At 73.9% G+C, this 18,334-nt stretch carries 19 protein-coding genes and 2 riboswitches; of the genes, 10 read left to right on the forward strand and 9 right to left on the reverse strand.

Annotation, left to right across the window (positions count from 1 at the left end):
• Positions 1-22 precede the first annotated feature (22 nt).
• Positions 23-394, reverse strand: a complete 372-nt coding sequence (gene gcvH, locus ACQ393_RS04930; protein WP_430645694.1) for a glycine cleavage system protein GcvH — start codon at positions 392-394, stop codon at positions 23-25.
• 62 nt (positions 395-456) lie between these two features.
• Entirely contained in the window at positions 457-1,632 is a 1,176-nt protein-coding gene (gene gcvT / locus ACQ393_RS04935) for a glycine cleavage system aminomethyltransferase GcvT (RefSeq protein WP_430645695.1), read from the reverse strand.
• Between the two features lie 45 nt (positions 1,633-1,677).
• Positions 1,678-1,783, reverse strand: a riboswitch (glycine riboswitch).
• A gap of 1 nt (position 1,784) precedes the next feature.
• Positions 1,785-1,888: riboswitch (glycine riboswitch) on the reverse strand.
• 185 nt (positions 1,889-2,073) lie between these two features.
• On the opposite strand from gcvT, the gene ACQ393_RS04940 reads away from it, so the two are divergent.
• The 6 genes from ACQ393_RS04940 (at position 2,074) to ACQ393_RS04965 (ending at position 9,678) form a co-directional block, all read left to right on the forward strand.
• Entirely contained in the window at positions 2,074-2,844 is a 771-nt protein-coding gene (locus ACQ393_RS04940) for an NUDIX hydrolase (RefSeq protein ID WP_430645696.1), read from the forward strand.
• The gene (gene nadA / locus ACQ393_RS04945) at positions 2,841-4,283 is read left to right on the forward strand and encodes a quinolinate synthase NadA (protein ID WP_430645697.1); all 1,443 of its coding nucleotides are present in this window, start codon (positions 2,841-2,843) and stop codon (positions 4,281-4,283) included. The genes ACQ393_RS04940 and nadA overlap by 4 nt, the downstream gene beginning before the upstream one ends.
• A 1-nt stretch (position 4,284) precedes the next feature.
• Positions 4,285-5,901, forward strand: coding sequence for an L-aspartate oxidase (locus tag ACQ393_RS04950; protein WP_430645698.1), 1,617 nt, complete (start codon positions 4,285-4,287; stop codon positions 5,899-5,901).
• A complete protein-coding gene (gene nadC, locus ACQ393_RS04955) occupies positions 5,901-6,764 on the forward strand; it encodes a carboxylating nicotinate-nucleotide diphosphorylase (protein ID WP_430645699.1) in 864 nt (287 codons plus the stop codon). Before ACQ393_RS04950 ends, nadC begins: the two co-directional genes overlap by 1 nt.
• Complete coding sequence (locus tag ACQ393_RS04960) at positions 6,761-7,903, forward strand: cysteine desulfurase family protein (protein WP_430645700.1); 1,143 nt, start codon at positions 6,761-6,763, stop codon at positions 7,901-7,903. Before nadC ends, ACQ393_RS04960 begins: the two co-directional genes overlap by 4 nt.
• Before the next feature lie 311 nt (positions 7,904-8,214).
• Positions 8,215-9,678 (forward strand): MDR family MFS transporter, encoded by a 1,464-nt coding sequence (locus ACQ393_RS04965; protein ID WP_430645815.1) that lies wholly within the window; start codon positions 8,215-8,217, stop codon positions 9,676-9,678.
• Positions 9,679-9,765: 87 nt separating this feature from the next.
• Here the strand turns inward: ACQ393_RS04965 and ACQ393_RS04970 are convergent, their stop codons facing one another.
• Positions 9,766-11,424 carry a VWA domain-containing protein gene (locus tag ACQ393_RS04970; RefSeq protein WP_430645701.1) on the reverse strand — a complete coding sequence of 553 codons (1,659 nt, stop codon included), beginning with the start codon at positions 11,422-11,424 and terminating at the stop codon, positions 9,766-9,768.
• Positions 11,425-11,646: 222 nt separating this feature from the next.
• On the opposite strand from ACQ393_RS04970, the gene ACQ393_RS04975 reads away from it, so the two are divergent.
• A complete protein-coding gene (locus ACQ393_RS04975; RefSeq protein WP_430645702.1) occupies positions 11,647-12,282 on the forward strand; it encodes a hypothetical protein in 636 nt (211 codons plus the stop codon).
• Between the two features lie 78 nt (positions 12,283-12,360).
• Here ACQ393_RS04975 and ACQ393_RS04980 read toward each other — a convergent pair whose 3' ends face one another.
• The 3 genes from ACQ393_RS04980 to ACQ393_RS04990 all read right to left on the reverse strand — a co-directional run bounded on the left by ACQ393_RS04980 (position 12,361) and on the right by ACQ393_RS04990 (position 14,296).
• Positions 12,361-13,257 carry an Fpg/Nei family DNA glycosylase gene (locus ACQ393_RS04980; protein WP_430645703.1) on the reverse strand — a complete coding sequence of 299 codons (897 nt, stop codon included), beginning with the start codon at positions 13,255-13,257 and terminating at the stop codon, positions 12,361-12,363.
• Between the two features lie 45 nt (positions 13,258-13,302).
• Complete coding sequence (locus ACQ393_RS04985) at positions 13,303-13,653, reverse strand: hypothetical protein (protein WP_430645704.1); 351 nt, start codon at positions 13,651-13,653, stop codon at positions 13,303-13,305.
• A 208-nt stretch (positions 13,654-13,861) separates the two neighbouring features.
• Entirely contained in the window at positions 13,862-14,296 is a 435-nt protein-coding gene (locus ACQ393_RS04990) for a MarR family winged helix-turn-helix transcriptional regulator (RefSeq protein WP_430645705.1), read from the reverse strand.
• 32 nt (positions 14,297-14,328) lie between these two features.
• On the opposite strand from ACQ393_RS04990, the gene ACQ393_RS04995 reads away from it, so the two are divergent.
• Positions 14,329-14,571, forward strand: a complete 243-nt coding sequence (locus ACQ393_RS04995) for a hypothetical protein (protein ID WP_430645706.1) — start codon at positions 14,329-14,331, stop codon at positions 14,569-14,571.
• 74 nt (positions 14,572-14,645) lie between these two features.
• Positions 14,646-15,137 carry a hypothetical protein gene (locus tag ACQ393_RS05000; protein WP_430645707.1) on the forward strand — a complete coding sequence of 164 codons (492 nt, stop codon included), beginning with the start codon at positions 14,646-14,648 and terminating at the stop codon, positions 15,135-15,137.
• Between the two features lie 4 nt (positions 15,138-15,141).
• On the opposite strand, the gene ACQ393_RS05005 is transcribed toward ACQ393_RS05000, so the two are convergent.
• Positions 15,142-15,915: a hypothetical protein gene (locus ACQ393_RS05005; protein WP_430645708.1), complete on the reverse strand. Its 774-nt coding sequence runs from the start codon at positions 15,913-15,915 to the stop codon at positions 15,142-15,144.
• 153 nt (positions 15,916-16,068) lie between these two features.
• Here ACQ393_RS05005 and ACQ393_RS05010 point away from each other — a divergent pair, with 153 nt between their 5' ends.
• Positions 16,069-16,662 (forward strand): 1-acyl-sn-glycerol-3-phosphate acyltransferase, encoded by a 594-nt coding sequence (locus ACQ393_RS05010; protein ID WP_430645709.1) that lies wholly within the window; start codon positions 16,069-16,071, stop codon positions 16,660-16,662.
• 29 nt (positions 16,663-16,691) lie between these two features.
• Here ACQ393_RS05010 and ACQ393_RS05015 read toward each other — a convergent pair whose 3' ends face one another.
• Both ACQ393_RS05015 and ACQ393_RS05020 read right to left on the reverse strand, forming a co-directional pair.
• Complete coding sequence (locus ACQ393_RS05015) at positions 16,692-16,901, reverse strand: dodecin (protein ID WP_430645710.1); 210 nt, start codon at positions 16,899-16,901, stop codon at positions 16,692-16,694.
• Positions 16,902-16,993: 92 nt separating this feature from the next.
• Positions 16,994-18,334 carry a hypothetical protein gene (locus ACQ393_RS05020; protein WP_430645711.1) on the reverse strand — a complete coding sequence of 447 codons (1,341 nt, stop codon included), beginning with the start codon at positions 18,332-18,334 and terminating at the stop codon, positions 16,994-16,996.

Below are 18,334 nucleotides of genomic sequence, written 5' to 3' on the forward strand. Positions count from 1 at the left end.
CGGGCTCGGCCCGCCTCCCGACCTACTCGCCCGTGAGGGCGCGGTACTCGTCGTGGCTGAGCAGGGCGGGGAGGGACGAGGTGGTGACCTTGATGAGCCATCCGTCGCCGTAGGGGTCGCTGTTGACGAGCTCGGGCGAGTCGACGACGGCCTGGTTGGACTCGACGACCTCGCCGTCGACCGGGGCGAACAGCTCGCCGACGGACTTCGTCGACTCGATCTCGCCGACGACGGTGCCGGCGACGACGGTGCTGCCCGCGTCGGGCAGGTCGACGTAGACGACGTCGCCGAGCTTCTCGGCGGCGTAGTCGGTGATGCCGACGGTGACGGTGTCGCCGTCGACCTTCACCCACTCGTGCTCGGCGGTGTACTGCAGTTCGCTGCGGTCGGTCATGGGGTGCTCCTCGTGATCGGGTGGTGCGGGTCCGGCGGTGCCCCCGCCGGATGGGTCGTGGGTCAGGCGCCGCGCTGGTAGAAGGGCAGTGCGGTGACGGATGCCGCGATGCGCGTGCCGCGGACGTCGACGAAGAGCGACGAACCGACCTCCGCGACGTCGGGCGCGACGAAGGCCATCGCGACCGGGTGGCCGAGCGTGGGCGAGAGCGCGCCGGAGGTGATCTCGCCGACCTTCCGCGCATCGTCTCCGTCGCCGTCGAACACCCCGTAGCCGGCGCGCGGGGCGCGGCGACCCTCGGCCGTGAGCCCGACCAGCACGGGCGCGCCCTCGGCGGGGCCCTCCTCGATCGCGGCGCGGCCGACGAAGTCGCCGTCCTTGGTCAGCGCGACGACGCGGCCGAGACCCGCCTGCACGGGGAGGATGTCTCGCGAGAGCTCGTGGCCGTACAGCGGCATGCCCGCCTCCAGGCGGAGCGTGTCGCGGCTGGCGAGGCCGCACGGCACGACCCGCGGGCCGCCGGTCTCCTGGAGCGCCTCCCACAGGGCCTTCGCCCGCTCGGGGGCGACGTACAGCTCGAACCCGTCCTCACCGGTGTAGCCCGTGCGCGCGACGAGCACGGGGATGCCCTCCCACGTTGCGGCGATCGCCCGGTAGTACTTCAGCGCGGCGACGGCCGCGACGAAGTCCTCCTCGTCGTTGCCCGGTCCCTCGATGCCGAAGCCCTCGGTCTGCTGGAGCACCTCGAGCGCGTCGGGGCCCTGGAGCGCGACGAGCGCGATGTCGTCGGACTCGTCGAACACCTCGGCGTCGAACGGCGCCGTGCGCGAGCGGAGCTCCTCGGCGACGACCCGCCGGTTCGCGGCGTTCGCCACGACCAGGTAGCGGTCGGGCCCGGTGCGGTAGACGACGAGGTCGTCGATGACGCCGCCGTCGCGCGCGAGCAGGAGCGAGTACTTCGCCTGGCCCTCGACGATCGCCGACAGCTTGCCGGCGAGGGCGTAGTCGAGCGCGTCGGCCGCCTCGGGCCCGACGACCACGATCTCGCCCATGTGCGAGAGGTCGAAGAGCCCGGCGTGCTCGCGGACCGCGTGGTGCTCGGCGAGGTCGCTGGAGTAGCGGACCGGCATCTGCCAGCCGGCGAAGTCGGTGAACGACGCGCCCGCGGCGCGGTGCACCTCGTCGAGGGGGCTGCGGCGCTCGGCGGCGGGGTCGGTGGTTCCGGGTGCGTCGGTCACGAGTTCTCCTGGATCGCGCGGATCACGCGGCGGTCGCCGCGGAAGAACTCCCCCTCTGTCATGGGCCTGAGAGCTTCGCGACGCCCCGGGGGAGCTGTGCTTTCACCTTCGGCGGGAAGCCGCCGTTGCGGCATCCGCTTTTCAGAGTCGGCCTCGTCATCGCGGTGATGCGACCTGAGAGATTGGCGGGGAGGCTTGCTCCTTCGGTGCCGTCCGGTTCCGGTGAGGGAACGGCCGGCTCTCCCGCGATGCGTCGATGGCCCGGTATGCGGTTGTCGTGGGAAGTCTAGCAACGCGCGCACGCGGGTCCGCGCCCGCCCTCGTGCGCGCGCGTCGCGGCCGCCCTCGTCACGCGATTCGCGTTCGTGTCACGGTGACTGTAAGCTGGGCTCCATCGACTTAGCGTCATGGTGACTCTAAGCGGGCGAGAGGAGCGAACGGATGTCGCAGCACGACGCGCACGCGCGCCTGGCCGTCTCCACGGTCATCTTCGCCCTCGCCCCCGACCAGGCCGACGGCATCGCCGACGACCGCGAGCGCCCCGCCAGCCTGCGCATCCCACTGGTCCGCCGTCTCCGCGAGCCGGGCCTCGGCCGCTGGGCGCTGCCGGGCGGGTGGCTCCCCGTGAGCGAGGCCCTCGACGGGGCCGCGGCGCGCACCCTCAACGAGACGACGGGCCTCGCCCCGAAGTACCTCGAGCAGCTCTACACGTTCGGCGACCCCGACCGCTCCCCCGGCGAGCGCGTCGTCTCGGTCGTCTACTGGGCGCTCGTGCACTCCGACGAGGTCGAGCGCGCCGTCTCCGACGAGAACGTCCGCTGGTTCGACGAAGATGCACTGCCCGAGCTCGCCTTCGACCACGCCGCGATCATCGACTACGCGCTCCGGCGCCTGCGCACCAAGCTCGTCTACTCGCGCATCGCGCACGCGCTCCTCGGCGAGCGGTTCACCATGGCCGAGCTCCGGCGCGTCCATGAGGCCGTGCTCCGCCGGCGCCTCGACCCCGCGAACTTCCGCCGCACCATCGAGGCCTCGGGGACGCTCATCGACACCGGAGAGCGCCTCGCCGGCACGCGCCATCGCCCGCCGGCGCTCTACCGCTTCGACCCCGCCCACTCCCCCGTGGCGTCGCCCTCGCCGACGTCGCGGCCGCCCGCGGCGTCCGCCGCATCCCCCGCACGGCCCGGAACGCACAGCAAGGATTCGCAATGAGCACCATGACCGCCACCACGCCCGAGCGCGAGATCCGCCTCGCGGCATCCGTCGACCGCACCATCCGGCTCATCACGACCGGGAAGGCCGCGGGCGAGACCTGCGCGCCCGACCTCGCGAAGGGTCCGTGGGAGTTCGACGCCGGGCCCGCCGGCTACGGCCCCGGCTCCTCGATGGGCGACGTGATCCCGACCGGCGCCCCGCGCCAGGGCGCGCTTCCCGCCGAGTACCGCGAGGCGAGCGACGCCGAGCTGCACGAGCGCATCCGCGCCGCCAAGGGGACGCTCGGCGAGAAGGTCGTGATCCTCGGCCACTTCTACCAGCGCGACGAGGTCGTCCAGCACGCCGACTTCACGGGCGACTCGTTCCAGCTCGCGAACGCCGCGATGACCCGCCCCGAGGCCGAGGCGATCGTGTTCTGCGGCGTGCACTTCATGGCCGAGACCGCCGACATGCTCTCGCGGCCCGACCAGGCCGTGATCCTCCCGAACCTCGCCGCCGGCTGCTCGATGGCCGACATGGCCGACGAATCGGGCGTCGAGGAGTGCTGGGAGCAGCTCGAGGAGGTCTACGGCGACCTGACCGCGACCGACGCCGAGGGCCGCGTGCCCGTGATCCCGGTCACCTACATGAACTCGTCGGCGGCGCTCAAGGGCTTCGTCGGCCGCCACGGCGGGATCGTCTGCACGTCGTCGAACGCCCGCGTCGTGCTCGAGGAGGCGTTCGAGCGCGGGCAGCGCGTGCTGTTCTTCCCCGACCAGCACCTCGGCCGCAACACCGCGAAGGCCATGGGCGTGCCGCTCGAGCAGATGCCGATGTGGAACCCGCGCAAGGCGCTCGGCGGCAACAGCGCCGAGGCGCTCGCCGACGCCAGCGTCATCCTCTGGCACGGCTTCTGCTCGGTGCACAAGCGGTTCACGGTCGACCAGATCGAGCGCGCCCGCGCCGAGCACCCCGGCGTGCAGGTCATCGTGCACCCCGAGTGCCCGATGCCCGTCGTCGATGCGGCGGATGCCGCGGGTTCGACCGACTTCATCGTCAAGGCGATCCAGGCCGCGCCCGCCGGTTCCACTTTCGCGATCGGCACCGAGATCAACCTCGTGCAGCGCCTCGCCGCCGAGCACCCCGAGCACACCATCTTCTGCCTCGACCCGGTCGTGTGCCCGTGCTCGACGATGTACCGCATCCACCCCGGCTACCTCGCGTGGGTGCTCGAGGAGCTCGTCGCGGGGCGCGTCGTGAACCGCATCTCGGTGGCCGACGACGTCGCCCGGCCCGCGCGCCTCGCGCTCGAGCGGATGCTCGCGGCCAAGCCCCCGGCCTCCGTGCCGGTGCCGGCGGGCTCGACGATCGCGCAGGCGACGGATGCCGCGGCCGCGCGCCGGACGACCGACGCCGTCGCAGGCGCCGCGCCCGCAACCGCGGCGGCCGGAGCCTGACATGACGTCCGTGCTCGTCGTGGGCTCCGGCATCGCCGGGCTCTGGACGGCGATCCGCGCGGCCGAGGCCGGGTGCGACGTGACCGTCGTCACGAAGTCGGCGATCGGCGAGGGCTCGACGCCGTGGGCGCAGGGCGGCATCGCCGCCGCGATCTTCCCCGGCGACGCGCCGGCACGTCACGCCGCCGACACCCTCGCGGCGGGGGCGGGCCTCGGCGACCGCGAGGCGATCGACGTGCTGACGACCGAGGGTCCGGCGCGCATCCGCGACCTGATCCGGTTCGGCGTCGCGTTCGACCGTGACGAGTCCGGCATCGCGCGCGGGCTCGAGGCGGCGCACTCGCGGGCCCGCATCCTGCACGCGGGCGGCGACGCGACCGGCGCGGCGATCGAGGCGGCGCTCGTGGAGACTGTCCGGCGCCGCGGCATCCGGGTGCTCGAGCGGGCGACCCTCGTCGACCTCGTCGTCGAGGGCGGCCGCGTCGTGGGCGCGCGGATGCTCGTCGAGGGCGGGGCGGATGCCGCGGGGCCGTCGCGCGACCTGCGGGCCGACGCCGTGGTGCTCGCGACAGGCGGCGCAGGCATGTTGTTCGCGCACACGACCAACCCCGATGCCGCGACCGGCGACGGCGTCGCGGCCGCGGCTCGTGCCGGCGCCGAGGTCGCCGACCTCGAGTTCGTGCAGTTCCATCCGACCGCGCTCGCGGTGCCGGGGACTCCCCTCATCTCCGAGGCCGTTCGGGGCGAGGGCGCGGTGATCCGCGACGCGGGCGGCCGTCGATTCCTGCTCGACGTGGACGCGCGCGGCGAGCTCGCACCGCGTGACGTCGTCGCCCGGGCGGTCTGGCGGCGGATGGCGCAGCAGGGCGGCGAGCCCGTGCGCCTCGACGCCACCGCGCTCGGTGCGGAGTTCCTCGCGCGGCGGTTCCCGTCGCTCGACCGGGCCTGCCGGGCCGCGGGCTTCGACTGGTCGCGCGAGCCCGTGCCGATCGTGCCCGCCGCGCACTACGCCATGGGCGGCGTCGTCACCGACCTCGACGGCCGATCGAGCCTGCCCGCCCTGTGGGCGGTCGGCGAGGCCGCGCGCACCGGGGTGCACGGCGCGAACCGGCTCGCCTCGAACTCGCTCCTCGAGGGCGCGGTGTTCGCCGAGCGCGCTGCAGGCGCGATCGCGCACGCGGACTCCGCCGACGCCGGCCGCGCTGCGCCGCCGATCCGACCTGCTCGAGACGGCGGACCCGCGATCCGCCGCGCCGGGGGCGTCGCAGCGGTCGGCGGCGAGGCGGAGCGCGTCTCCACCGACATGGCCCCCGGCGCGGCGGGCGCGCCCGTCCACCGCGACGAGCTGCGGCGCCTGATGTGGGACCGCGTCGGGCTCGAACGCGACGCGGCCGGCCTCGCCGAGGCATCCGCTCGACTCGACGGATGGCACTCCCCGGCGCCCGTCGACCGGCGGAGCGTCGAGGACCGCAACCTGCTCGACCTCGCCCGGCTCACGGTCGCGGCGGCGCTCGCGCGCGGTGAGAGCGTCGGCGCCCACACCCGCACCGACGCGCCGGCGTCGCCCGCCGCCCCGCGAACCGCCCAGCACCCCACCCCGGAGAGGCAGGCCGCCTGATGACCGAACCCCGCGAGATCGAGCGCATCGTGCTCGTGGCGCTCGACGAGGACGCACCCTGGGGCGACCTCACGGGCGAGACGCTGATCCCCGAGGCGGCGACCGCGACGGCCGAACTGGTCGCCCGCGAGCCCGGCGTCCTCAGCGGCGCACGCGTCGTCGAGGCGACGTTCCGGCTCGTCGACCCGCGCATCGCGGTCGAGGCGATCGCCGCCGACGGCGAGCCGTTCGCGGCGGGCGACGTGCTCGCCCGCGTGACCGGTCCGGCCCGCGGCATCCTGCGCGCCGAGCGCGTCGCGCTGAACCTCGTGCAGCGCATGTCGGGCATCGCGACGCTCACGGCCCGGTACGTCTCCGCCGTCGAGGGCACCCGCGCGCGCATCGTCGACACGCGGAAGACCACGCCTGGACTCCGCAGCCTGGAGCGTCAGGCCGTGCGCGACGGCGGCGGCCGCAACCACCGGCGCTCGCTCTCCGACGCGATCATGGCCAAGGACAACCACCTCGCGGTGCTCACCGCCGGCGGGGCCGACCTCGCCGAGACGCTGCGCGCGGCGCGCGAGCGGATGCCCCACACCGCGCACCTCGAGGTCGAGGTCGACCGCGTCGAGCAGATCCCCGCGGTGCTCGCGGGCGGCGCCGACACGATCATGCTCGACAACCTCGACCTCGACGCCCTGCGCGAGGGCGTCGCGCTGATCGGCGGCCGCGCGATCGTCGAGGCGTCGGGCGGCGTGGACCTCGACACGGTCTCCGGCATCGCCGGCACCGGCGTCGACGTCATCTCCGTCGGCGCGCTCACGCACTCGGCGCGCGCGCTCGACCTCGGCCTCGACGTCGTGATCGAAGCGGGCTCGGCGTGATCTTCGCCGACCACGCCGCCACGACGCCCGTCCGCCGCGAGGCGCTCGAGGCGATGTGGCCGTACCTGACCGGCGCGTTCGGCAATCCGTCGAGCCGGCACGGCGTCGGCGAGGAGGCGGCACGCGCGCTCGCGTGGGCGCGCGACGAGGTCGCCGCGGTGGTCGGATGCCGCGCGGGCGACGTCGTCTTCACCTCGGGCGGCACCGAGGCCGACAACCTCGCCGTGACGGGGCTCGCGCTCGCGAACCAGCGTGGCCGGCACGTCGTCGTCTCCCCCGTCGAGCACGAGGCCGTGCTCGAGTCCGCCGGGGCGCTCCGCCGGCTGCACGGGTTCGAGGTCGACCCGGTCGAGGTCGATGAGACGGGCGCCGTCGCGCCCGAGGCCCTCGCCCGCGTCATCCGGCCCGACACGACGCTCGTCTCGGTCCAGCTCGCGAACAACGAGGTCGGCACCGTGAACCCGGTCGCCGAGCTCGCGGCGATCGCCCACGCCTCGGGCGCGCTGCTGCACACCGACGCCGTGCAGGCCGCCGGCTGGCTTCCGCTCGCGATCGACGACCTCGGCGTCGACGCCCTCTCGCTCGCCGGCCACAAGGTCGGGGCGCCCAAGGGCACGGGCGCACTGGTGGTCCGCGGTCGCCTCCCGCTCGAGCCCGTCCTGCACGGCGGCGGCCAGGAGCGAGGGCGCCGCTCGGGCACCGAGAACGTGGCCGGAGCCGTCGCGTTCGCGACGGCCCTGCGGCTCGCCGAAGCAGAGCGAGCGGATGCCGCGGCCCGCGTCGGCGCGGTCGCGTCGCGGTTCCGCGCACTGGTCGCCGCGTCCGTGCCGCGGGCCGTGCCGACCGGTCACCCGTCGCGGCGGCTGCCCGGCACGGTCTCGTACGTGTTCCCCGGCACGAGCGGCGAGGCGGTGCTGCTCGAGCTCGAGCGCCGCGACGTGATCGTCTCGAGCGGCTCGGCCTGCGCGGCGGGCAGCGACGAGCCCTCGCACGTGCTCACCGCGATGGGCTTCGCACCCGGGGTCGCGCAGACCGCCGTGCGGTTCTCGTTCGGGTCCGAGGCCACCGACGCGGATGCCGCGACCGCGGCGGGTGCGCTCGCCGATGCCGTGTCGGCGGTCCGCGATATCGTCCCCTGATCGGGTCCGGGCGATGACGCCGGCCCGTCGGGGGAACGGGTCCTGATGCATGCGTCGGCATGCACCGGGCCGATCGGGAATAGCGCTCGCGCACGTGCGGGTTGCATTCCTCGTCCGCCCGGTCCGGGGCAGCCCTGCCGACCCCGGCGGACACGAGCAACGACGACGAGACGACAGGACGCACCGTGAGCGAACGATCAGCACCGGACACCGATTCGATCGCGGTTCCCGAGCCCGCCGACTTCGTCGCCGCCGAGGCGGCGCCGAGCCGCGCGGCGGCGGCGGGTCCGACCGAGGCCGCCGATCGCGCCATCGATCGGCACATCGTCGCGGCACGGCCCGTGCACGGCGCGCGCAGCACCCGCGTGATCTGGCTGCTCCTGGCCGCGACGTTCACGGTCTTCCTCAACGAGACGATCATGAGCGTCGCCATCCCCGAGCTCGTCGACGACCTCGGCGTCACCCTGTCGGCCGCGCAGTGGCTCACGACCGCGTTCATGCTGACGATGGCCGTCGTGATCCCGATCACGGGCTTCCTGCTGCAGCGGTTCCCGACCCGTCCGATCTTCGGTGCGGCGATGACGCTGTTCTCCGCCGGCACCCTGCTGGCCGCACTCGCGCCGGGGTTCGAGGTGCTGCTCGGCGGCCGCATCGTCCAGGCGACGGGCACGGCCATCATGATGCCGCTGCTCATGACCACCCTCATGACCGTCGTGGCGCCGGCGGATCGCGGTCGGTTCATGGGTCGCGTGTCGATCGTCATGTCGGTCGCGCCGGCCATCGGTCCGGCGATCTCCGGGCTCATCCTCAACACGCTCGGCTGGCGCTACATGTTCTGGCTGGTGCTGCCGATCGCGGTCACGATGCTCGTCATCGGCCTGCGCCGCGTCGAGAACATCAGCGAGACGCGCGTCTTCCCGATCGACGTGGTCTCGGTCGTGCTCTCCGCGTTCGGCTTCGGCGGTCTCGTGTACGGGCTCAGCCTCGTCGGCGAGGTGGCGAGCGGGCGGGCGCCCGGCGACGCGGTGCCGATGTGGATCGCCCTGGCGGTCGGCGCACTCGGCATCGCCGCGTTCATCCTCCGCCAGCTGGTGCTGCAGCGGCGCGACCGGGCGCTGCTCGACCTGCGCACGTTCCGGTCCCGCAACTTCGCCGTCTCGATCGCGCTCATGGCCGTCATGATGGCCGCTCTCTTCGGCACGATCATCCTGCTGCCGATCTACCTGCAGGACGTGCTCGGCCTCGAACCGCTCGCCACCGGACTGCTCGTGCTGCCCGGCGGCCTCGTGATGGGCCTCCTCGGCCCGACGGTCGGCCGGCTCTACGACCGCGTCGGCCCGACCCCGCTGCTCGTCCCCGCGAGCATCGGCGTGAGCGCCGTGCTGTGGTCCCTCACGCTCGTCTCCGAGACGACGCCGCCGTGGATGGTCCTCGCCGCCCACGTCGTGCTGTCGATCTCGCTCGCGTTCATGTTCACGCCGCTCTTCACGACCGCGCTCGGGTCGGTCGAGCCGCACCTGTACTCGCACGGCTCGGCGATCGTCGGAACGCTGCAGCAGGTGGCCGGCGCGGCGGGCACGGCGCTCTTCATCACGGTGATGACCGCGACCGCCGTCGGCGCGACGAACGGCGGCGCCGAGGCCGTGGCCGCGCAGGCGGCCGGCGTCCGGAGCGCCTTCCTGGTGGGGGCGATCATCTCGCTGCTCGCGATCGTCGGTTCCACGCTCGTCCGCCGCCCCGCCGACATGGTCGCGGGCGCCGCGCCGGCGCACTGATCGCCGCGCCGGCCGAGCTGCACGAAGGGGCGCCCTCCGAACGGAGGGCGCCCCATCGTCGTCGTGGCGGCGCCGTGGCGCGCCCGCTCAGGCGCAGTCGGGTCGGCAGGTGCGCTGCGACAGCGCGTCGACGAGCACCGTGCCGAGGTCCTCGGGCTTCGTCGCCGAGTAGGCGCCACCCTTGGTCGCCTTCGCGATCTTCTTCATGGCGTCGAGGTCGGTGTCCGGGCCGAAGCCGATCATGATGACGGCCACCGGCTTGGTCGGGTCCTGCAGCTTGTCGAGCTCGGCGAGCAGCTGGTCGAGCCCGATGCCGTTCTGGTCCTCGTTCTTGCCGTCGGTGATGACGAGCACCGAGTTGACCTTCTCGGGGTCGTACGACTCCTGCACGCGCTTGAACGCCGCGAGGGTCGTGTCGTAGAGGCCAGTGGCGCCGCCGAGTCGGCCGGGCAGCGACCCGATGATCTGCTGGATCTGCTGCGTGTGCGACGCGTCGGCGAGCGGGGCGATGGGCGAGAGATCCTCGTAGTCGAGGTCGCCGTTCCGCGCCGTCGAGAAGATCCACACGCCGAGCTCGACCTCGCCCGAGAACTTCGACATCGCACCGACGGCGGCCTGCTGGAAGATGTCGATGCGACGGAGCCCGTTGCCGGCCGGCTCCTCCATGGAGCCGGAGACGTCGATCACCGCGAGCATGCGCGACCGGAGGGTCAGCACGCCCCAGGAGCGCAGGATCTCGATCTGCGCGTCGGCGTCGAGCTCGGTCTGCGTCGGCGGCGCGGTGGGCGTGATGCCGGGCGATTCCACCTTGCCGGAGCCGTCGGGTGCGCGGAAACCGGCCTCGAGGAAGTGCTCGGTGGCCGTGCCGAGCGCCGCCTCGAAGGTGTCGAGCACGGCGGGCGCGTCGTCGCCGATGCGCACGAACGGGTAGTCGAGCGCGATCGTCCCCTCCTCCGGGTACGCCGCGACGAGCGGTTCGGCCGAGGCGTCGGCGTTGTGCGCCGCGACACTCGCCTCGCTCGTGAGCACCACGGTCGGCGTGCTCGCCGACGCGACGGTGGTCATCGCGGCATCCGCCGTGGCCGGGATCGACTTGCCGAGCGCGATGAGCGCACCGGCGAACTGCCGCGGGTCGTCGGGCGATGACTGCCCCTTCAGCGCGTACAGGCTCGCGAGGCTGGCCGCGGATGCCTCGGGGTCGGGCAGCAGCGCCGGCAGCGTGCCGTTCAGCACGCGGGCCCAGCTCACCGGTTCGGCGGCGAGCTCCTGGGCGTCGCTCGCGGGGGCGGCGAAGACGACCGGAGAGGTCGCGACCGAATCGCCCGCGGTCGCCTCGGGCGCGCCGAGGCCCAGCGAGGCCGCGGTCGAGGCGGTGCGCGTGAGCCAGCTGCTCGAGTCGGGAACCCACGCGTCGGCGGCGAGCGTGCCCGCGGCCAGCTCGGCCGCAGTGTCGGCCGAGTCCTGCGCGCGCACGGTCGTCTCGACGCAGCGCTTCTCGTCGGCGTCGAAGTCGGCCGCCAGCTCTCCGATGGCCGCCGCGATGGAGGTGTCGGCCACGATCGTGAGCTCGGTGACCTCCTCGCAGGCCGGCTCGTCGGCGGAGGCGAAGATCGGGTTCAGGTGACCGCCGACCCACAGGTACACGCCGGAGGCGACGACGCCGACGACGGCCACGCCGGCGACGATGGACAGGATGAATCGACGGCTCGGCCTCTTCGCCGGAGCCGCGGCGCTATGACGTCCCACGGACACTCCAAGCCGACCGGCACTGTCGGGGGGCGCCGATCCCAGTCTGAACGGGTTCCCCCGTTCAGGGGGAAGGGTGCTGCCAGTGTAGGGGAACCTGAGCGTTCGGCGAACTTCCGGCCCGACGGACCGGATCACAGCCGACTGCGGGTGCGCAACCCCTTTGCGCTGCGCGGCCGCTGCGATTGAGTGACCCCGAACCGGACGAAGGGACGTGCGAACGTGGACAGCAGCACCACCATCTGGATCGTCGTGGGCGTCATCGCCCTCCTGGTCGTGGTCGCGGCGGTCGTGCTCGTCGCCACCGCAGGGCGCCGGCGCGAGCGCCGCGCGGAGGCGCAGCGGGCCCGGGCCGCCGAGATCCGCGAGAAGGCCGCGGAGACCGATCGCCTCGCCCGCGAACGCGAGGCGAAGGCCATGCAGGCGGATGCCGCGGCTCGCGCCGCCGAGGCCGACGCCGCCCGCGCCAGGCTCGAGGCCGAGCGTCTCGCCGACTCCGGCCGCGAGCACCGGGACGAGGCCGCCGACCTGCGCGCGACGCAGGCCGAGCAGGAGCAGCGCGCGACGGAGCTCGACCCCGACGCCTCGCCGGAGGCGTCGCCTCGCGTCGCCGATCGCGACGGGATCGGGCACGCAGGCACCGCGCAGCACGACGACGGGCACGACGCCGCGCGTGACGACGCCGTCCGTGACGACGCCGCGCGTGACGACGCCGTGCGCGACGACCTCGGACGAGACGACCATCTCGGCCGCGACGACGCCCGCGACGACGGCCACCCTGACACCGTGGCTCGCGACGATTCGGCCTCAGTGGCCGACGACTCGCCGCACACCGCGCGTCACGCACGCGACTCCTGACGACGCCACCCGGTGCCGACGGGCGGGCCCAGCTCCCCGGCCTGCCGTCGGCGTCGGCTCATCACCGTCGTCGATCGGCTACTTCACGAGCCGGGAGAGCACCCGATCGGCGAGCGGCGTGCCGCCGGTCTGGCATGTGGGGCAGTACTGGAAGGTCGAGTCGTGGAACTCGACCTGCCGGATCGTGTCGCCGCACACCGGGCAGGCCTCGCCGGTGCGGCCGTGCACGCGCAGCCGTCGTCGCTTGGCGTCCTTCAGCTCGGCGGCGGGCTTGCCGGATGCCTCGTCGAGCGCTTCGCCGAGGGTGCCGCGCATCGCGGCGAACAGCCGCTCGACCTCGGCCTCGTCGAGGGTCGCGGCGATCTTGTAGGGCGACATCTTCGCGGCGTGGAGGATCTCGTCGGAATAGGCGTTGCCGATCCCGGCGAGCACCGACTGGTCGCGGAGGAGTCCCTTGATCCGCGTGCGACGGCCGTCGAGCACGGCGGCGAACCGTTCCAGCGTGAAGTCGTCGGCCATGGGATCGGGGCCGAGCCGTGCGATGCCCGGCACGTCGCCGGGGTCGCGGACGACGTACACCGCGAGCGACTTCTTCGTGCCGGCCTCGGTCAGGTCGAACCCCGAACCGTCGTCGAGCCTGACGCGCAGGGCGATGGGCGACCGGCCCGGGCGCAGCACCGTGGTCGGCAGCTCGTCGTACCACCGCAGCCAGCCCGCGCGGGCGAGGTGGAACACGAGGTGCAGCGCCCCGCTCGCGGAGCCGCCCCCCGCGGCATCCGCCCCGGCGATCTCGAGGTCGAGGAACTTGCCGTGCCGCTGCACCGCCGCGACCGGGCGGCCCTCGACCGCGTGCAGCGGCGGGTCGAAGGTCTTCAGCGCGGCGATCGCGACGACGCGGGCCGATGTGATCGCGTGGCCGACCGCACGCTCACCGAGGAACCCGGCGAGCGCCTCGACCTCGGGCATCTCGGGCACGCGTCCATGGTGGCACCGGCGGCCGACATCCGCGACCGCGTCGGTTCAGCCCGCCGGCTCCGAGGTCGCCGCGTCCGCGGCGGCGCCGCCCGCGGCATCCAGCTCCGCGACCAGCTCGGGAGTCAGCTGGAGCCCGGCGACGCCGTTGGCGGCGCGCATGAGCCGCTCGAGCCACGCGCGGTCGAGTCGACGCGGCTCCTCGTCCTGGTCGTAGGTGGCCAGGACCGTCTGCGTCGGGTGGACGAGCACCTCGTCGTGGCGTCCGTCCGGGGAGGTCCAGCCGAGCAGCACGGGCTCGTGCACGCGGAACTTGGCGATGAGGACGGCGTGCAGGTGGGCGAGCACGTGATCGGAGAGGTCGATCCGCGTGATCCGACCGAGGTGGAGCGTTCCCACAGGGTCCTTCCGGGGCATGGCGATGGGACGGGTCAGGCCGTCGGTCGCCCGGGTGTCCCGGGACGTCCGCGTGGTCGAACTCCACGCGGTGACCGACGGCCTGTCGCGGGCTTCGGGGACCCGCGACCTCATTTGTAATCGAGGGATCCCGATTCGCGGGAGGGACTTGACATCGGCCGATCGACCGTGCTCCATACCCTCCCGGGGTTCACTCGACCCGCTGCGCGGCGGCCAGGAGCGAGGTCAGCTCGTCGCGAAGCGCCTCGAGGCGATGCAGCGGGTGGCCGAGGCGCTCGACGACCTCGACCGGCACGGCGAGCGCACGTTCCCGCAGGCGCCGTCCGTCGGCGGTCAACTCGATGTCGACGGCGCGTTCGTCGACGCTGCTGCGGCGGCGGGTGACGAGCCCGGCGGCCTCGAGCCGCCCCACCAGGGGACTCGCCGTCGCCGGCTCGAGGTGCAGCCGCTCGGCGATCTCGCGCAGCCGCAGCGGGCTCTGCTCCCAGAGGGCGAGCATGACGAGGTACTGCGGATGCGTCAGGCCGAGCGGTTCGAGCGAGGGCCGGTAGAGCCGCACGACCTCGCGACTCGTGGCGGCGAGCGCGAAGCACAGCTGGCGGTCGAGCTCGAGCGGATCGATCATGGCCTCAAGAATAGTCTGTACACTAACTATTCGTGCACGAACAGAAACTGCCGAACCCGTGGAAGGGCGTGCCCGGGTTCTGGTCACGCGTCAACCAGATCCTCTATCCCGTCGCGGGGCCCGCGCAGGTGGGCATCGGCCGACCCGAGGCGCCGTACGTCCCGCCCGCCGACCCGTCCTGCCCGCTCTGCGGCGCGCGGATGGCCGATCACCGCATCGAGCGCGGCGACGCCACCACGCCGACCCACCTCCACTGCCCCGAGCCGACCCGCTGACGTCGGCACGCTCGACGCGGTCCCGCCCGTGCGAGGCGGCCCGGGACTACGATGAGCGCATCGGAGGCGAGGCGATGCTGGACGCGACGGAATCCGGTGCGACGGCGGTCGGGACCGCCGTCATCCCCGTGGTCGTCGCCGTGCTGACGGTGGTCGGTGCGGCCGTGTCGACCAGGTTCGGGCACGGCGGCGACGACCTGCGCCGCGCCGAGCAGCTGACCGCCGTGCTGGCGGGCATGTCCCCGTCGGCCGAACGCGACCTCGTCGAGCGGGTCCGCGACCGGCACGCCGCGGCGTACGCGCTCTCGGCGTCCGCCCCGGCGCTCGGCGCGCTGCGCGTTGCCGCCGTCGCCGCCGAGGCATCCGGCATCGCGGTCATCCTCGTCGGCGCCCTCTACGTGCTGCTCGCCCCGGGGTTCCAGCCGTGGTTCTGGGCCACGTACCTCGTCGGCGCCGTGCTCCTGGCTTTCGGTGCCGGCGCCGGGCACCTGCGCCGCATGCGACGGCGCGAATGGATGGCGGCGGAGCGCGACCGGCTCGGCCTCCGGCCGGCCGAAGGGTCCTGACGCGTCAGGTCGCGGCCCCGTCGCCGCACGTCACCCGGTCCACCCAGCCGTACTCCCGTTCGTCGTTTCCGAAGACCACGGGCACGGCCTCGTCGGCGCGGACGTCGGGGACGATCCGCGTCTCGATCTCCTCGGCGGTCCAGGACTCGGCGTCGTCGTTGTAGGCGAGCGTGATCTCGAGCTCGGCGCACTCGGCCTCGGTGAACAGCGCCATCTGCCAGCAGCCCTCGAGGAACTCGAGCGAGCACTCGCCGTCGTACCTCCCATCCGAGTACACCTCGAGCGCGGCGGCGAACTCGTAGCCGGTCTCGAACGACTCGTATCGGGCGACGTCGCCGCCCGCGTCCGCCTGCGCGCCGGGGTCGGCGGGCTCCGCCGCCCGTGAGGCCTCCGAGACCGCCGTCTCGGCGACGCCCCGCACGAGCCCGAACACGGCGACGCCTCCGACCGCGAGCAGCGCGACGAGCGCCACCGCGCCGGCCACGATCGCGGCGATCGCGCCGCCGGACAGCCCGCGGCGAGGCGAGCCGGCGGCACCCGACGCCACCGAGGCTCCCGGCGCCGGGGCGACCGGCGACGCCAGTTCCGCCACGAGCACGGCACGCGCGCGGCCCAGGGTGTCCCGCCACGACTCGGCCGCACGACGGCCGTCGGCGTCGGGATACCGCGACGGATGCCGCAGCCAGAGTTCGCGCTGGTAGGCCTCGTCGACGAGTTCGACGGAGAGCGGCGCGTCCGGCGCGATCTGCAGGGTCGTGCGTGCGGTGATCGGGTCCACAGCGCGATCATAGGGACCCCGCGGGCACGCGACATCCGCCTGCGCGCCCGGGACGCCCACCTGCAACCCGATCGATATCGGCCGGGTGCTCCGGCTGCCAGGGGGCGAGATCGCATGCCCCGTCGCGCATGGACGCTCGCATAGGGTTGCCGGATGCTCCGACGACTCGTCTCCCGCGTCTACTGGGCCCTCAGCAGGTGGTCCCTCGCGGGCGAGTCCGCGCCGGGACGTCCCTCCGTGCTGATCGGCGCCCCGCACACCTCGAACTGGGACTTCGTGCTCATGCTCGCGATCGCATGGCACTACGGCATCGACGTGCGCTGGCTCGGCAAGAAGAGCCTGTTCCGAGGATGGCGCGGCCCCATCATGCGCGGGCTCGGCGGCATCCCCGTCGACCGTGACGACCCGAGCCGGGTGGTCGGCGAGGTCGTGGCGCGCATCCGCGCGGGCGAGGTGTTCGGCCTCGTCGTCACGCCCGACGGCACGCGCGGCTCCAACACGTACTGGAAGTCGGGCTTCTACCGGATCGCGCGCGAGACCGGCATGCCCGTCACGCTCGGCTTCGTCGACCGCACGACGATGACCACCGGCCTCGGCCCGACGTTCGAGCTCACCGGGAACGTGGCAACCGACATGGACCGCATCCGCGCGTTCTACGCCGACAAGGCAGGCGTGCGCCCGGAACTCCGCACCGAGCCGCGGCTGCGTGACGAGTCGCGCGACGACGGCGCGGCGGGCGCCGCCTAGGCTGCCGGCTGCCAGGAACGGATCGCGCGCTACTCGTCGAGCCGGAACCCGACCTTCAGGGTGACCTGGAAGTGCGCTACCCCACCGTCCTCGACGACGCCTCGGGTCGACACGACCTCGAACCAGTCGACGTGCCGCAGCGTCGCGGTGGCCCGCGCGATCGCGTTGCGGATGGCGGTGTCGGTGCCCTCGGGCGAACTCCCGACGATCTCGGTGACGCGGTAGACGTGATCGCTCATGTGCCTCGGCTCCCCCTCCCGCGCCGGCGCGGGATCCCTCGACCCTAGTCGGATCGCCGCGCCGCCGACAGGTGCGCGGAACCCGCGACGGGCTACTCCGTCGAGAAGTCGAGCTCGTCGTCGGCGACCGCGACGACCGACCATGCGCCGCCGTCGGCGTCGGTGAACTCGTACGCGGGGACGACGAGCACGCTGCCGTCGGGCTGCCACTGGCTCGCGAGTCCCAGCCTCGCCTCGACGATCTCGACGTCGTTCACCGGCCATGAGACCGCGGTGCCCGCCGACGGGACCGCCGGCGGCGCGGTGGGCGGAACCCACTCGGTGACCTCCTCGGTCACCTGCTCGCGCGCGGCGAGCGGCATCATCGTCATCTGCGCCCCGAAGCGCGGGTCCGACAACCGCTCGAACGCCTCCTGCTCGCTGACGACCGCGTAGTCGCCGAGCGGCACGAGTTCGGCGAGCGCGCCGTAGGCGCTGTACAGCCCCTCGTCGGTGACCTCGACCGACCAGCCGGTGTCGATGCGCTGCCCGTCGACGACGGGCCACGCCGACGCCGTCCGCGTGACCGCGCCCTCCCAGGACTCGGAGGTGAACTCGTACGCCGCGGGATCGCGCCCGGCGGCGGCGAGGAGCCCGCGCAGTGCCTCGATCGCGGCCTGCTCGCTCGGGACGGTGCCGGAGGGCTCGCAGACCCCGGTGTCCTCCGCGCAGACCCACGGATCCAGCGCGGGGTTCGTGTACGAGAAGCTCATCGTGCCGTCGAGCGACACCCACAGGGTCGGCGCGCTGCCGTCCTGCGGGCCGACCGTCCATGCGCCGTCGGCGAGCACCGGCTCGCCCTCGACGCCGAGTGCCGAGGCGAGCGCCGCGATCGTCGCGGGGTCGGATGCCGCGGGGGCATCGAACGCGTACGCGGCGGCCGTGCCTACCGCGGTCGAGAGCCCGCTCGCGTGGAACGCATTGCGGCCGAAGCCGTACGGGTACGACAGGTCGGCGGCGCCCGCGCCGGCCATGCGCTCGTCGGCCGCCCCCGGCGCCACGAGGCTCCCCTCGGTCGCGGCGCCTCCGGCCTGCCCCTGCAGCGAGATCGGCGGGGCCGCGGCATCGGCGAGGTTCGTCGTCGTTCCGGTCGCCGCGCCCACGCCGTAGCCGACGGCGCCGACGACCACGAGCGACGCCGCGACGGCGGCGACCGGGATCCAGCGCCGGCGCCGGCGGGCGCGTTCGGTCGCCAGGTCGGCGAACGGGGCTGCAGCGGATGCCGCGGCATTCGGCGACTCGGAGCCGCCCGCCTGCGGAGCCGCACCGGCGCTCTCGGCCGCGGCGCGCGCGACGACCTCGTCGGCGAACCCCTCGCGCGGCTCGATCCCCGCGGCCGGGTCGGCCGCGCGCAGCTCCGTCATCGGATCCCGGCGGTCCTCGTCGTCGCCCAT

The organism is Agromyces sp. GXS1127, from assembly GCF_050565425.1.
In the GTDB taxonomy this organism is placed as follows: Bacteria; Actinomycetota; Actinomycetes; order Actinomycetales; family Microbacteriaceae; genus Agromyces.